The sequence below is a fragment of the Collinsella sp. AM33-4BH genome (assembly GCF_003469205.1).
Classification (GTDB): Bacteria; Actinomycetota; Coriobacteriia; order Coriobacteriales; family Coriobacteriaceae; genus Collinsella.
In genome coordinates, this window is sequence record NZ_QSIN01000001.1 from 279,440 (window position 1) to 295,072 (window position 15,633).

General features: G+C 59.6%; 9 protein-coding genes. 5 read left to right on the top strand and 4 right to left on the bottom strand.

Features of this window, described 5'->3' with window-relative positions; genetic code table 11:
• Window positions 1–21: 21 nt before the first annotated feature.
• Window positions 22–1,125, top strand: coding sequence for an RsmB/NOP family class I SAM-dependent RNA methyltransferase (locus tag DW821_RS01250; protein ID WP_117564476.1), 1,104 nt, complete (start codon window positions 22–24; stop codon window positions 1,123–1,125).
• A 24-nt stretch (window positions 1,126–1,149) separates the two neighbouring features.
• On the opposite strand, the gene DW821_RS10145 is transcribed toward DW821_RS01250, so the two are convergent.
• Window positions 1,150–1,320: a hypothetical protein gene (locus DW821_RS10145; protein ID WP_158551274.1), complete on the bottom strand. Its 171-nt coding sequence runs from the start codon at window positions 1,318–1,320 to the stop codon at window positions 1,150–1,152.
• Between the two features lie 191 nt (window positions 1,321–1,511).
• Between DW821_RS10145 and DW821_RS01255 the strand changes: the two genes are divergently transcribed.
• Window positions 1,512–2,603: a hypothetical protein gene (locus DW821_RS01255; protein WP_118065105.1), complete on the top strand. Its 1,092-nt coding sequence runs from the start codon at window positions 1,512–1,514 to the stop codon at window positions 2,601–2,603.
• Between the two features lie 80 nt (window positions 2,604–2,683).
• Here DW821_RS01255 and DW821_RS01260 read toward each other — a convergent pair whose 3' ends face one another.
• Complete coding sequence (locus DW821_RS01260; RefSeq protein WP_117634925.1) at window positions 2,684–3,574, bottom strand: DegV family protein; 891 nt, start codon at window positions 3,572–3,574, stop codon at window positions 2,684–2,686.
• 320 nt (window positions 3,575–3,894) lie between these two features.
• Between DW821_RS01260 and DW821_RS01265 the strand changes: the two genes are divergently transcribed.
• From DW821_RS01265 to DW821_RS01275, 3 genes are all read left to right on the top strand, one after another.
• On the top strand, window positions 3,895–5,811 hold the full coding sequence (locus DW821_RS01265; RefSeq protein ID WP_118065107.1) for a fructose-1,6-bisphosphatase: 1,917 nt from the start codon (window positions 3,895–3,897) through the stop codon (window positions 5,809–5,811).
• 78 nt (window positions 5,812–5,889) lie between these two features.
• The gene (locus tag DW821_RS01270; protein ID WP_117655839.1) at window positions 5,890–6,285 is read left to right on the top strand and encodes a GtrA family protein; all 396 of its coding nucleotides are present in this window, start codon (window positions 5,890–5,892) and stop codon (window positions 6,283–6,285) included.
• A 219-nt stretch (window positions 6,286–6,504) separates the two neighbouring features.
• Entirely contained in the window at window positions 6,505–6,912 is a 408-nt protein-coding gene (locus tag DW821_RS01275; RefSeq protein ID WP_117842626.1) for a GtrA family protein, read from the top strand.
• Window positions 6,913–7,259: 347 nt separating this feature from the next.
• On the opposite strand, the gene DW821_RS01280 is transcribed toward DW821_RS01275, so the two are convergent.
• Both DW821_RS01280 and DW821_RS01285 read right to left on the bottom strand, forming a co-directional pair.
• Window positions 7,260–8,168 (bottom strand): DUF4430 domain-containing protein, encoded by a 909-nt coding sequence (locus DW821_RS01280; protein ID WP_233503144.1) that lies wholly within the window; start codon window positions 8,166–8,168, stop codon window positions 7,260–7,262.
• Between the two features lie 9 nt (window positions 8,169–8,177).
• The gene (locus DW821_RS01285) at window positions 8,178–15,452 is read right to left on the bottom strand and encodes a DUF4430 domain-containing protein (RefSeq protein ID WP_147487016.1); all 7,275 of its coding nucleotides are present in this window, start codon (window positions 15,450–15,452) and stop codon (window positions 8,178–8,180) included.
• Window positions 15,453–15,633 lie beyond the last annotated feature (181 nt).

A 15,633-nucleotide genomic window follows, 5' to 3' on the forward strand; every position in this document is an offset into this window, starting at 1 on the left:
TGGAATGGGAAGGAAAGACGGATGTCCAAGCCGCGTCGTCGTAAGCAGAAAAAGCAGGTCAAGGCCGAGCTCAAGCTCAGGCAGTTTGCCGCCACCGAGCTTTCCGACCAGCTTGCCGCCCTTCCCTGCGCCGCCGACCTGCCGCGCTTTATGGTCGACACGGTCGCCGGCGCCTATGCGCCCGCCGATGCCGAGCTTATGATCGAGGGCTTCGGCGCCGCGGCCACACGCCCGGTCACGCTGCGCGCCAACACGCTCAAGGCAACCGCCGAGGACATCGCCGCGGCGCTCGATGCCGCCGGCATCGCCCACCGCCCCGTCGCATGGTACCCGGACGCTTCCATCCTGCCCGAGGCCCAGGTTTCCGACCTGTGGGACCTCGACATCTACCGCGACGGCAAGATCTACTTGCAAAGTCTGTCGTCCATGATGCCGCCGTTGGTCTTGGGCGCCCAGGCCGGCGAGGACATCCTGGACATGTGCGCGGCCCCCGGCGGCAAGACGACGCAGATCGCCGCCCTCACCCAGGGCCAGGCACACCTCACCGCCTGCGAGATGAGCATTCCCCGCGCCGAGAAGCTCGAAGCCAACCTCCACCGCCAAGGCGCAAAAAACGTGCCCGTCATGCGCATCGACGCACGCGAGCTCGACGAGTTCTTCCGCTTTGACCGTATCCTGCTCGACGCTCCCTGCACCGGCACGGGCACAGTCGTCAGCGGCAACGAGAAGAGCCTGCGCGGCCTCACCGAGCAGTTGCTGAGCAGGTGCGCCCGCTCGCAGCGAGCACTTCTGGACCGCGCCATGGGAGCCCTCAAACCGGGCGGCACGCTCGTCTATTCGACTTGTTCGATCTTGCCGCAGGAAAACGAGGACGCCCTGCAAGAGGCCCTCGACAAGCACATGGACTGCGAGCTTATCCCCCTCGATGGCACGCCGAGCGAAAGTGAGGCACGCCGCGCCCAGGAAGCTGGTGAGGAGCCGCGCATCGAGTCCAACGCCCTGACCGAAGCCATTGCCGCGGGTCAGGTATCGGCCATCGCCAACGGCCTGCCCGGCACGCTCACCATTCCGCCCAGCCGCGACTTTGAGGGCTTCTACATTGCCCTGATCCGAAAACGCAGTTAGCGCACGGATCCAAAACTCAACAAGCTATCTCCGTGCGCGTTTGCCCTGCTGGTCGCGATGCTGTTTAAGCATCGTGCGCTCCTTGCGTTCGGCCCTTTTGCCCTTAATGGCCGTGACCACAAAGTAGATGACCGCGGCGGCAACAATTGCGCCCACACACAGGCCAATCGAGCCAAACATTGCTGTCAATTCCATACCGCGTCACCTCTCTTTTAAACGGGACTTTCAAGATAGCACCTCGATCCCCGCCACCACAGCTCCTTCACGTTCGCCGGCCCTTCGGTCTAACGAATTGCGTGGCGGGGAAAAATCAACTCGTCAAACGATTTAGCATTCGCAATTCCGGCTGCATCGCGCCGGCCGTCATCGCATAGAATCGAGCTTCCATGGATACCCTCAACGATCTAAATGAGCGCGTCGACGCCTTCGTCGGCACCAGCTCCTTCGACACGCCTGCCGCGGCAAACGACCAAGCCCCCATCGATGTGCCCGCCGAGGTTCACGAGGACATCGTCGCCTCGGTCGATTTCTCCGAGGTCGAGCTCGCAGACGAGTTCACCGAGCCCCAGGTAGCCGTGACCCCCAACGGACTGCTCCCCATGGAGCCGCTGCCCATCGACGGGCGTTTGCGCAAGGCGGCCCTTCGCATGCCTGACGAGATTGAGGAGGCCAGCGGCTTCACGCTCTTTGGCCGCCGCATCAAGTCGCTCATTTACACCACCGATGTCGCGGTTATCCGCAACTCCAACGCCGATGCCGTCTTTGCGGTCTACCCTTTCACGCCGCAGCCCGCCATTACGCAAGCGCTGCTGACCGTCGCCGAGTGCCCGGTCTTTGTAGGTGTGGGCGGTGGCACCACCACTGGTAAGCGCTCCGTGCAGATGGCAGCCGTCTCCGAGATGCAGGGCGCGGCGGGATGCGTGGTCAACTCCCCCGCCACCGCCGAGATGGTCGAGCACATCACCAACATCGCCGACATCCCCGTCATCGCTACGGTCGTTCGCTGCGACGACGATGCCCACGCCAAGGTGCGCGCTGGAGCCAAGATTCTCAACATCGCCGCTGGCAAGAACACGCCCCAGGTCCTACGCGAGCTGCGCAAGCACTATCCCAACCTGCCGCTCATCGCGCCGGGCGGCAAGACGCCAGAGAGCATCCGTGAAACCATCGCCGCCGGCGCCAACGCCATCATCTGGACGCCGCCTTCGGCCCAGCAGCTACAGACCGACATGATGCAGCGTTATCGCAAGATGAAGGAAGACGCCACACCCGTCATCTCGCACGACGATGTGCCCATTATCGACCAGGTCTCCGCCGCCGAGGTCAGCCAGGTCGAGAACATGAATCCCGACGTGCCGATTCCCGACGAAGTCATCGAGCGCGTCGCTTCGATCCACGAGCGCGTCGAGGAGCATCGCGCCAACCGCGGCCTCAAGCCCGCGCTGCACGGCTTCTTCTTCCGCGGAAAGAAACGCTAGCAAAACATCTTGGCCCGCCCCACAAACGTGAGGCGGGCCGTTTTCGCTTAAGCAATCATACAGCGACGTGATGGGGCAAATTAATCCACGCGCTTGTCGCCCATAAAGAAGAGCGCCACCGTACCAGGTCCGGTATGCGAGCCAATCAGAGTACCGATGTTATTAATCTCAATCTTGCCTTTAAGCTGCGGAACCTGTTCCTCAATCAGCGCCGCAACTGCCTCGGCATCCTCGCGGCACGCCGAGTGCGACATGATGCACTTACCCGAATAATCCGCACCGTCCTGCACGTGTGCCATCATAGTCTTAGCCATCTCGGAAATCGCGCGCTTCTTAGTGCGAATCTTCTCACGTGGCGACAGCTTACCTTCGCAATCGACCGTCATAAGTGGGCAAATCTTAAGCGCCGTGCCGATGATTGCGCTCGCAGCCGAAATGCGACCGCCGCGCAGGTAGCTCGACAGATCGGTCGAGAAGAACCAGTGGTGCAGGTTGAGTTTGTGCTCCTCGATCCAGGCGGCCGTCTCGTCGAGTGAAGCCCCGCTATCGCGCACGTCGGCGGCACATTCCGCCAGCAGGCCAAAGCCCGAAGACGCCGCCAACGAATCGATGACGCGCACCTTGCCGCCCTGAGGATAGCGATCCGCGAGCATCTGTGCCGCAACGCAGGCCGATCCATACGTGCCCGAAATACCCGACGACAACGTCAGGTGCAGCACGTCTTTACCCTCGGCAACAAACGGCTCCCAAAACTCCTCGTACTCACCCACGCTCACCTGAGACGTCTTGGGCATGGCGCCCGCGGCAATCTGGGCAAAAAACTCGTCCGGCGTAATCGACTGATACAGATCGTCCGTATAGACAACATCGTCGATCTCGTAATGAAAACACACGACAGGGATATTGCGCGACGCAAAGAACTCACGGGTTCGATCGGCGGCGGATTCACAGGTCAGGACAAAATCACTCATATGAGGCTCCTTAAGTATTGCTGTGCAAATTATCGCACAGCAAGCCTAAATACGATACAAATGTCCACTATTTACCAATGCGAACCATTTGTATTGATTATCTTTATCATGAACATCCCCATCCCCGCCATGGGCCAACATGGGCAAAATCACCCGCTTTGCCTCCACTCAACCGCCATATCTACCTCAACTAAATCGATTTACCAAACCGTTCAGCCGACAATTCAGCCGCCGGCGCAAAATCGAAACAAAGCCGGCGCATACTGGTAAACGCTTGACACTGTTTTATCAGTTTTACCAACCATATCGGAAGGTGTTTCATGGTCGCATTCGATCGCAATCCGCAAGACTTCAAGTATCTGCGCCTGCTGTCGAGACAGTTTCCCACCGAGCAATCCGCGTTTACCGAGATCATCAATCTCTCGGCCATCCTCAACCTGCCCAAGGGCACCGAGCACTTTATGAGCGACCTGCATGGCGAATACGAAGCCTTCATGCACATCCTCAACAACTGCTCGGGCGTCGTACGCGAGCATGTCGACGAGATCTTTGGCGACACGCTCACCTTTTATGAAAAGGGCGAGCTGTGCACGCTCATCTACTACCCGCGCGAGAAGATCGAGCTGGTCCGCAGCCAGCACGAGGACTCACCTACCTGGTATAAAACCATGCTCGACCAGCTTATTGTGGTTGCCCGCTCGCTTTCGAGCCGCTATACCCGCTCCAAGGTGCGTAAGGCCATCCCGCGCGATTACGCCTACATCATCGACGAGCTGCTGCACACGCATCCGGACGAGAACAACTATCGCGTGCGCTATCACGAGCGCATCGTGGAGTCCATTCTGGAGACCGCCAGCGCCGACGACTTTATCGAGTCGCTTGCCTCGCTCATCAAGCGCCTGGCCGTCGACCACCTGCACCTGGTGGGCGACATCTTCGACCGCGGCGGCGGCGCGGCCAAGATTATGGACCGCCTGCTCACCTACCATTCGCTCGACATCCAGTGGGGCAATCACGACCTGCTGTGGATGGGCGCCGCTGCCGGCGAGCCCGCCTGCATCGCCACGGTGCTGCGCAACAACCTGCGCTACGACAACTACGAGATTCTCGAAAACGACTATGGCATCTCGCTGCGCGAGCTTGTCGCCTTCGCCGACGCCGCCTATATCGCCGGCGAGCCCATCAGCCCGCTGATCAAAGCCATCAACGTCCTGCTCTTTAAGCTCGAGGGCCAGATTATCCAGCGTCACCCGGAGTTCGACATGGCCGACCGCCTGCTGCTCGACAAGGTCGATCACGACGCCGGCACGGTCACCCTCGCCGACGGCAGCGTATGGCCGCTCACGACCAACGACTTCCCCACCGTCGATCCGACGGACCCCTACACGCTCACACCCGAGGAGCAGCACATCATCGACAAGCTCGTGTCCGAGTTTGTCACCGCCGATCACCTACATCGCCACATCGATTTCCTCTATACCCACGGCTCCATGTATAAGGTCGCCAACGGCAACCTGCTGTTCCATGGCTGCGTGCCGCTCAACGAGGATGGTACCTTTAGCAGCATGAACTGCCTGGGCACCTGGCACGCAGGCCGCGATTATCTCGATTTTTGCGACCGCATCGCCCGCCGCGCCTGGCGCGTGGGCGACCGCGACGCCCTCGACTGGATGTGGTACCTGTGGATCGGCTTTAACTCACCCGCCAGCGGACGCCTGGTGCGTACCTTTGAGCGCGCCTATATCGCCGATAAGAGCACCTGGGTCGAGCCGATGGACCCGTACTTTACGCTAACCAAGTCGCCCTCGGTCTGCGACGACATCATGCGCGAGTTCGGCGTTGCCCCCATGGCCTGTTCGCCGACCGGTCACATCATCAATGGCCATACGCCCGTCAAGACTACCAAGGGCGAGCAGCCCATCCGCGCCAACGGCAAGCTGCTGGTCATCGATGGCGGTTTCTGCCGCGCCTACCACCCCAAGACGGGCATCGCCGGCTACACGCTCATCTCGAGCTCGCGCGGATGCCGCCTCAAGTCGCACCAGGCCTTTACCACCGTTGCCGAGGCGCTCACCCGCAATATCGATATCGAGAGCGAGACCAACCGCTTTGACGAGGCCGACCGCCGCCGCATGGTAAGCGACACCGATACGGGTGCCAAGATCCGCAGCCAGATCCAGGACCTACGCCAACTGCTCGATGCATATAGAAACGGTGCTATCGAGGAGCGCGCCTAGCTCCACCCGTGGGGATTGGCTAAACTTGCTGAGTTCATCATCCCCGCGGCGCCCCGGCGCAATCCTAAGGCAGGTACCATGCAAAAGCTCCTTGCGCAGATCATGAAGTTTGGCGTCGTCGGCGTCGTCGCCACGGTCATCGACTTTGGCATCATGAATCTGCTCCACTACGGTCTGGGCCTTAACATCCTGATCGCCAACACCAGCGGCTTTATCGTCTCGCTCATCTTTAACTACGTCGCGAGCATGAAGTACGTGTTTGCACACAAGGAGGGCATGAGTCGCCGCCGCGAGTTCATTATCTTTGTCGTGCTGTCCGTGATCGGCTTGGCGCTCAACGACGGTATCGTGCTGGCGCTCAACGCCGGTCTGGGGCTCGAGGCCAATATCGCCAAGATTTGCGCCACCGCACTGGTCATGGTCTACAACTTTGTGACCCGAAAGATCTTCCTGGAGGGCGAGGAGACCAAATAGCTCGGCCTCCTCGTTGCACTACGGGGCCCACGAACGACGTGCGTCGAGCGCTGCGTTGTTCGTGGGCCTTGTTCGTTTACGGGCAAATTTGGCACGTTTGCGGATTGTCTCTTGCAAATTTGGCGAGTTCGTATAGTTCTTGGCAAAGACCTTACGTTTCCCATGCAAAAGCTCTAAAGTATCCTCTGCTCGATTCGTCAACGCATTGGATGTGATTACGTGCGCAAGGCACTGGCACAACCTCATACTAAGCAATTCCTCAAGTTCGCTGTCGTGGGCCTTATCTCCTTTGGCATCGACTGGGGCATGCTGATTGCGCTCGTCGAGCTGTTCCATCTCGACTTTTTGATGAGCACCACAGTCTCGTTTACCACCTCCGTCGTGGTTAACTACTGGCTCAGCATGAAGTACGTGTTCGACCATCGCGAGGGCATGAGCCGCAAGCGCGAGTTTACGATCTTCACCATCCTGTCGGTAATTGGTCTGGGTCTCAACGACCTGTACATGTTTGTGGGCGTCACGTTTTTGAGCATCGGCTACCAGGCCATGAAGGCAATCGCAACGTTCTTGGTCACCTGGTACAACTACTTTAGCCGTCGCTTATTCCTCGAGGGCGCGCAGTCGTAGACGGCCCAACATAATCTCGCTTCGCAGCCGGTTGGAATTCACGTTCCAACCGGCTTTTTGTTTACAGAGTCTGCCGCGGAAGGCGTACGAGGCGGGCTACAGTGCATGAATGGGACGCAGTTTCCCTATGAGCGCCGTTCCGGAAAGTGCATCCCAGATTGCAGCCTCAGAATGGGACACAGCTTCCGCAACGCCGTCCTAGCGGAAACTGTGTCCCGGAATTCGCCTTCAGAGTGGGATGCAATTTCCGGTTGAGCCTCGATTGGGAAACGACGTCCCATTCGCATGAAAACGGGCGGCTCGGATGTTGGTCCGAACTGCCCGTCTGGCGCGCTATGTCGAGGCCTCTAGCCCGTTACGTAATACCACACGACGTTGGCGCCATTAGGGAGAACGTAGTTACTGCAGGCCGTCATGGGCGCTGTGCCGTTAACGGAGTACATCCAGCCGCTCTTGCCGCCATGCTCCATCTCGGCCAAACCGCCAATGGCGGCAACATACGTTCCGTACGACGTGCCGCGCGCATTCACGGAAAGCCCTAGGGCGCACAGAGCATCGTAGGCCGTAGCGCCCTCGTTAAAGGTGAAGGTGCCACTAGAAGACACAGGATTGCCCACGGCGCTCGATGTGACCGAAACCGTCACCGTGACGTAGCCAGGCTGCTGCGAGCCGCCCTGATTGCCAGCAGAGGCGCTGCCGCTGTTGGATGCAGACCCACCGCCAGACACCGAGCCGCCGCCCGAAGAAGAGCCGTCAGAAGAACTCGATCCACCGGCGGATTCGGAGCCATGTCCGGCAGACACGTTGCTGGACTTCTTCCCGCCCTTGCCTTCGGACTTCTTCTCCTTCGAATCCTTTTTTGAGTCCTTGTCCGAGGATTCGGAAGCGTCCTTGGAATCAGATTCATCCGAGTCCTTCGACCCGTCCTTCGCATTGTCCGAAGATTTGGAGTCCTTGGACGCAACCTTACCCGAAGCGGTAGTCGAGCCGGAAACCGACGCATCCTTGGCAACGATGCTCTCCCCCGTCACGGTCTCGACAATCCAATCGATGGACCAGGCACCGCTGACGGAAGGGTAAACAAAGCCCAGCGAGACGACAATCAGCGCAATGCAGACGGCTGTCAGAACACCAACAAGCGCCTTGCGCCGCGAGGCGGGCGCCACCGAAGCGGCGCCCTTTTGCTTTGTATCGTCAAGCTGGATGAACGACGAGTCGGGCTGCTTGGACTCGGCGTCCTGAGGCTTATTGGACACAGCCCTCACCTACCGACGCTTGGTGAATACGAACACGCCGATGACGGCAAGACCGATCACGCCTGCCGCAACGCCGACGATGGCAAGCGGATTGAAGCCAGACTGCTGCGCGGGAGCCGCAGTGGACTTCTTAGCAGCGGTCGTAGCAGACGAGCCCGTATCGGACTTGGAGCCGGACTTGCTGGACTTCTTATCAGACTTCTTGCTGTCCTTCTTGTCGGACTTGTCGGAATCCTTCTTGGAATCCTTGCCGTCCTTGGTCTCGGTCGTGGTCGTGGTCGACGACACCGGCTTCTGCCCAGGCGAAACAGCGCCGCCGCTCTGCTGGCCGTTAGTACCATTGCCGGAACCGGCGCCGGCACCGGCATTACCCGAGCCGCCGTTGGAGCCAGAGCCGCCGTTACCACCAGGGTTAACAGCATTCTTGACCCACTTGGCATACAGCGTCATATCCGCCGTCACCGCAACGCTAAAGTCATACGCCTCCGTACAAGCCTCGTCGGTATACCAACCAGCGAAGGTGTAGCCCTCGCGCGTCGGATCGGCAGGCTTGGCCACAGAGCCGTTGACGGCCGTAGTCTGAAAATCGACCTTGGACCCCTTGCCAGCACTAAACGAAACCTTAACGCCAGCATTCAGCTTGAACAGCGTGCCAGAGTCGTTGATGTAGTACAAGTTGCCCTGGGCATCACAAGCGATTGGCGAGTCACAGTAGTTGTTGTGGCCCGTTGCGCTAAACACACCAGAAGCCTCGGTGTCACCCAACTTGTAACGATATACGCCACCGCCCGTGGTGTAGTTAACGAAATCAGGGCTCTCGCCGTAGTTAACCGTGAAGTAGACATACGCGTCTTTGCCCTGGGCACTCACGAGCGGAGCGCCCTTGATGCCACCAAGTCCGGCCGGCAGCTGAGAGCCGTCCGCCGTCGTGACCAGCGTCCTGGCAAAGTCCTTGGCCGGGTCAATAATCGCCAGCGCAGAGCCGCCAGCAACCTCGCCGCCAACAATTAGCTTGCCATCATACATCGTAGGCGCACACGCACAGCCGGTAAGGCCAAGGTCAACTACGCGCTCCTCGGTAATACGCGAAGCGGCATCCGCATCGCGTGAGTCGCCATCAGAAATCGCCAATACGTGCAGCTTGCCGTCGCGCGAGATGAGATAGGCATGGCTACCGTCGTCAGAAAACACGCAGGTGGAGTTGACAATCGCCCCAACCGAGACGCTGCCGAGCACATCGCCCGTCGACTTGCTCAGCATCTCGACGGTACCGGAACTGGTGGGAACCAAGACAAAGTCATCGCCCACCGTAGCGCCTGTCCAGTAATAGCCCTCGTTCGGATTGACATGCTGCCAAGAAACCGCTCCGGTCAGGATATTGATGCGCGTCAGATGGCCGTTGTCATACGTGCCCTTTCCATAGTCGACATCAACGGTGCCGACATAGAGGTAATTGCCATCAACCGTCAGCTGAGAATTCGACTGAGCAGTCCCGCTCACGAAGTCAGTGACCCAAACCGTTGTGAGCGTGTCAGCCGTCAGAGCCTGGACCGCACCGCGGTCGAGCGGAACGATAACCAAACCGTTCGCGTAAATCGGGCGCGAGGTGTAACCGACCGCAGTCTTAAGCTTCGACTCGGCAAGGACCTTGCCCGACTCGGCGTTAATCTTTAGTAAACGCTTGTTGACGGCGAGGTATACGTAGCCGTTAACAACGATAGGCTCACTTGCGTTGGGATTCGTGGCACCCGAGTACGCCTTCCAATCGAACGTCCAGGAGCTCGCTAGCGCACCCGTAGGCGTCGAAACGTTCTCGACCGCTGCATTGGACTTGCCGTCCCAATCGGACTTCCAATCGGTCGGACGTGGGGCGCTCGGATTGACTACGACCTCGTCGGGATTAGGCACCGTATCGCCGGCAGCATAGGCCCAGACGATCTCGTCACGCGACTTGAGCACGTAGTCACTGTCGAGTTGAGATCCGGGAACACCGTTAACAAAGTACGACCAAGCGCCGGCCAACTTAGTGCCGTCAAGCGGAGAGACGAGGCTGTGAACGCCCCAGAAGCCCAGCTGATCGTACATCTCGGACTTGATGCCCAAAGCATCGAAGTAGGCGGCAGTGGCGTCCTTGATCGTCGTGCCCCCAACAAACACCTGCTTCGAAGGATCGGTCCAGCGCTGTGCCTTATCGTCCTTCTTGCCGATGATCTCCATCGAGACAGAGACCTGACCGGGCATGGTGCCATCGGAACCATAGACCCAGGTAATCTCATCGCCGGCCTTGAGCGTGTAGTTGCCGGCGCCGACATTGGCCATCTTGCCGTTAACGAAGAACTGCCAGGACTTCCAGGTGCTTTCGTTTACCCGTACGGTCGAAAGCTTCACGCTCTTATTGAACGGAGAAGTCAGCGAATTGAGGAACCAACCATACGAACCGGTTTGGACGTCGGCGCCAATACCGGCCCGCTTAAAGACCTGCTCGGAAAGATCGGCGGCAGTTGCGCCCTCTTCCACCAGTGCAGTCGTAGGCTGCGCCCACGTCTGCTGAGCACCCGAAGCGTCCTGACCGATAACGGTGCAGCTTACCGAAAGCTGGTCGGTGGGTGCAGCGTCGCCGTACTTCGAATAGCACCAGACAACAGAGTCGCCCGCATCGAGGGGGTAACTGCCAGCGCCAACCGACGCCGCAACACCATTGATAAACAGCTGCCAATAGGCACCCGTAGCGGAATCATACGCAAGAGTACGATCAGCGTCGAAAGGCGACGTAATGGAGTTGAGCACCCAGCCCCAAGAACCATTGGGGTCGTAGTCGACCTTGAGACCGGCCTGCTTAAAGAGCTCTTCGGAAAGATCGGCGGCCGTCGAGCCATTCTTGAGCGTGTACTGCGTCGCGGCAGCCCACGTTTGCTGTTTACCCTTGGCATCGATGCCAATGACGGAGCACGTCGCCGTAACCTCGGGATCGTTTTGACCGCTCGTGCCCAGAACCGTGATCTTTGCCGACACGTCCTGGTTGGCAAGCTTGGCGTACGTAGCGTTGTCGGGGTAACGCTCAGCGTAGCGAGCGTACTTCTCGCTCGTCAGACGCGAGGAAACGACAACCTTCGTGTTGTACTGCGGCTGCGTGACCTTGAGATTCTCTGCGGAAACAATAGAGCTGTTGCTCGACTTAAACAGACGCCAATCCTGCCCGGACATCGCGTCATAGCCAGGCAGATCGACCGGAACAATACCGGGGGACGTCGAATCGGTCGTTGCCTTGTTGTAGCTCCAGGCAAGGTTGCCGTCGGCATCGAGATATGCCTTCTGGAACGCGTGCATGTCGGTCGAAACGGCACTAGCGTCCTGGCCATTCAAGATGGCAGCGGCGTAGCCGGCCTTAGCCTGCTCCATAAGAGAAAGCTCGGCATCGAGCTCGCCCTGGTCCTGCGGAGCAATCGCAAAATCGAGGGTCTTACTAGCCGTGACCTCGGAGTTCGACTTGTCGGTCACCGTGAGGGTGATCTTGGTGTTTGCGGCCTTGGCTCCGGGCAGCGGCTGATAGACCGTGCCCTTGTAACCGTTGAACGTGATGTCATCGGTGCTGGCAGAGTACTTGACCTCGTAATACTTGCCGTCGAGATTGAGCGTGCTCGTGCGTGGCATCTGCAGGTCGGCGGTCAAGCCGTCCTTGTTGGCGACCACGTCGGTGCCGGAGTACTTGATATTATCGTAGGTAAAGGCCGCATTGACCTTCTCCTGCAGTGCCTTCTTGTCGGCGTTGACTTTCTCGGGATCGCCCTTGACCGTCACGACGAAGTCATGCGAGCCGGCAAGCTTGATGTCGCCGCTCGTAACCGTAACCTTGGCGGTCAGCGTCACGTCTCGATCGCTCGATGCGCGCGAAACCTTACCCGTCTTATCTTCCCAGCTATAACCAGAAACAAACAGGCGCTCGGTGTCGGAGCTTGTCCATTCAACAGAGAATTTCTTTGCGGAACCCGCCTTGTACGGAAGCGTGACATTTTGAGTCACGCCATCGGCGGACTCGCCCGACGCGTAGTCAATCTGCAGGGATTCGGCGGCTCCGTCAAGAAGGTCTTGCAGTTTAGCCTCGTCCCAAGCAACCTGCACGGACTTGTTGGGCAGGTAATACTCGGTCTTGCCATCGCGCGACAGTTCAAACGCCACATCGGCGTTACGCAGACCGTCGATGTTGTAACCGGTGTAGTTGTTGGGGTCAATGAAGAAGAACGTCACATTGCCATTGGTCTTATCCTGGGCGTCGGAGATACCGACCGTAGCCTTGGCGTCCTCGGCCTTAAAGGCAACGCCGCCCTCAGAGACCTTGACGTCAATATCGGTAAAGCCCAAATCGGCAAGCTGCGCCTTCAGGACATCGTTGACGTTGCCGCCCTTGGCGCTGTAATCAACGGCGATCTGCTTATTGGCATCGTTAAGCTTTTGGACTGCGGCCTCAAGCGAGCCCGCGGCGATAACCTTGTTAGCGGAGACGAGCTCGACCGTCGAGCTGCCGCTCGTGGCGACAGCCTTCAGATACTTGCCAGCAGCAGATGCCGAAACCGTTGCCGCGGCGCCCGACATATCGGGCAGCAGCGTCCAGTCGGCCGCCGGAGCCTTCGCGTCGTCGGCCGCATACCAGGCTACAGTCGCCTGGTCGGTGACATCGATACCGTTGGTGGTCGAACCGTCGGCGCGCTTGGCCTGCGCTGTCGCCTTTACGCTATCGCCCGAGACGAGATGGGTCGAATCGCTATTAATCTGCGGGCTGGCGATCACGCGCAGCAGGCTATACTCCCCCGCCGCGGTGACGCTATCGGACGAAACCCATTCAACCGTGTTGTCGAGAGCGCTCGCCGTAACTTTGATGCGCTTGCCGACAAGCGCATCCGTAAGAGTCAGGCTGCCATCGGTCTTATCGATGCCGTCGGTGAGCTCGGTCCAATCGGCATCGCCCTCGCCCTTGGCATACCACGCCATGGTGAGCTCGGCATCTTCGGGCACGTCCTTCGTCGAGCCCGACCAGCTGCCCGGAACCTGCACGCTCGGCGTGATCTTTGAACCCACGCTGAGCGTAACGTTCTTATCGGCAAGCTCAATGCCTGCCAGCTTGTACTGGCCCTTAAGCGTCACGGGGCCGAGCGGGGCAACGGACTGCGTGCCGCCGTAGGAGCTCTTCTTCTGCGTGCTGGAAACGGTATTTTCGCTCGTCACCTTCACGCGCAGATACTTGCCAGCATAGGCAGCGTCAACGGTATAGGCGGCCTCGGTAGCACCGGGAATATCGGTATAGGCGGGGTCGTAGCTCGAGCTGCTGTTTGCATACTGCCACTGGTAGGTCACGTTATCGGTGCGGTCGATATAGTTGTAGCGCGAACCGTCCTTTTTGCGCACCTTAGTCTTGAGCGTATCGCCTACGTGCACGCCATTGGTAGCAGGAGAACCCTCGAACTGCACGTCATAGAGCTCCACTTGGCCCGCGACGGAAACGGGACCCACCGCATAGTACGGCTTCTGCTCGCCATAGCCGCCGTTGGCCTTGGCCACGACGTAGTAGCCCTTAAGGGCGGCGGTCACCGTCAGGGTGTTACCGGTCTCACCCTTGATAGGCGTGTCGCACTTGCTTGCGGTGTTCGAGGTGCCCTTATACCACTGCCACGTGACATGCGAATCGGCGGTAACGTCGGTGGAACCCGCCTTGGCGGTCGCCGTAATCGTAGAACCAACCTCGACTTTGCCCGAAGTCGGGCTCATAGTCACGCTCGTAACGTTAATTGAACCGGTAGCCGCAACGAGAGCGCCCGTGTTGTTGGCCATGCTCGAAGAGCCGATCTTCGAGGACACCTTGCACTTGAGGTACTTGCCACCTAAAGCGTCGGTAAGCTCGAGGGTCTCACCCGTGGCACCCGCAATGTCGGTATACGTGCCACTCTTGGTGTCAGAGCTCTGCCACTGATAGTTGAGCTTGCTCGCGTCGACGAACGCGCCGTACGCGCCGCCCTTCTCCTTAGCGCGGGCCTTAGCGGTATCCCCCACCGCAAAGACGCTCGTATCGTCCTTGGTATTGATGATGGACACGGCCGAAATCTCGACCGCACCGGCCTGTTTGACCTTGCTGGAAGTGGTCTTGTTCACCGTGTTGACGCCAGCGTTGGCCTCGACCCTGATGTACTTGCCCTCAAGGTCGTCGCCCACCACGAGCGAAGCACCCGTCTTGCCCTCGATCTTGGTAAAGCCCGAGTACTGCGAGGTGGATGCGGACCACGTGTAGGTAACCTTGGCGTCGGCGGGGGCTTGCTGATAATAGCTTATGTACGGAGTCGCCGTCAGGGTGTCGCCTATGCTCGGCGTGTCGCTACTCAGCTTGACGTTGTTAAGCTCCATCTGCCCGGCACCCAGCACGGGACCGGGGATGTTGTTGGCATTGATACCCGAGCCGGAAGAAACGGACGGACCATAGTAGTCCTTGCCATCAACCGTTACCCTGCAGATGAAGTATTTGCCTTCCATCGCGGCGGTGACGGTGAGCGACTGCTCGTGGCCTACGACCTCGGTGTAGTCGGCGACATTGCTGCTGGCCCTAGTCGTACCGGCGAGCCAGGTGTAAGTCCAAGTGCCGGGATTGGCAACGGGCTCAGTCGAAGTGCCGTACCAGTCGTCCTCGACCTCATCGTACATATTTGCCCAAAGCGTCTCACCGGCCTTGAGCGCGCCCGACTTCGTGGAATAGGAGCTGTCCTTATCCTTGGTATCCTGGATGAAGACCTTGGCCTCGCTCGAAAGCGTTGTGGCAGACGCGGCGGCAACGGCGTTCTTCTGCTCCGAAGCAGCAGGCGTCGCAGCAGAGTTCTCGGACTCAGTCGCGTTGCCTGCGGCGGTGTCGGCACCATTCGCGGCACTCGCAGTTGCGCCCTGATCTGCGCCGGCGTCATCGGCAGCAGCGCTCGCCGCCGCACTGTTCGCGCCGGTGTCGGCAGCGGTGCCATCGTCGGCCGCCGCGCCCTCGCCGCCCGTCGCAGCCTGCGCCACGGCCTCGGCAATGCCCTCGGCGCCCTCGGCCCAAAGTTGCGCCGGCGTGGTGCCAAAAGCCATGGCAAAAGCCAGGAACGCCACCAGACCGCGCTTGGCTACGCCGCGGGCAATCGCTCCATGACGACGCCACGAGGCGCGTTGGCACTCATCCTCAAACATATCCATTTGTCTCCTATTGTCTGAACTTGGGACATTGCCCAGCGGCTGCCCCACGTCATCGCGCATATCGCGCTTGAGTACCCCCATCGGGGTCCCCCTTCCCTCCAGAGCCCAACGCGTACCGGCGGCATGCGCCGCGGCCGCGTACAAGATGGGAGGCGATCCGACTTAACCTTACCGACCCGGGCGCGCCGTCCGATCTGCGACGCGACCATCCCGGGCCAAGAGGAATTACGGTTACTGGTACAGCCGGGGACTTACACCCCGA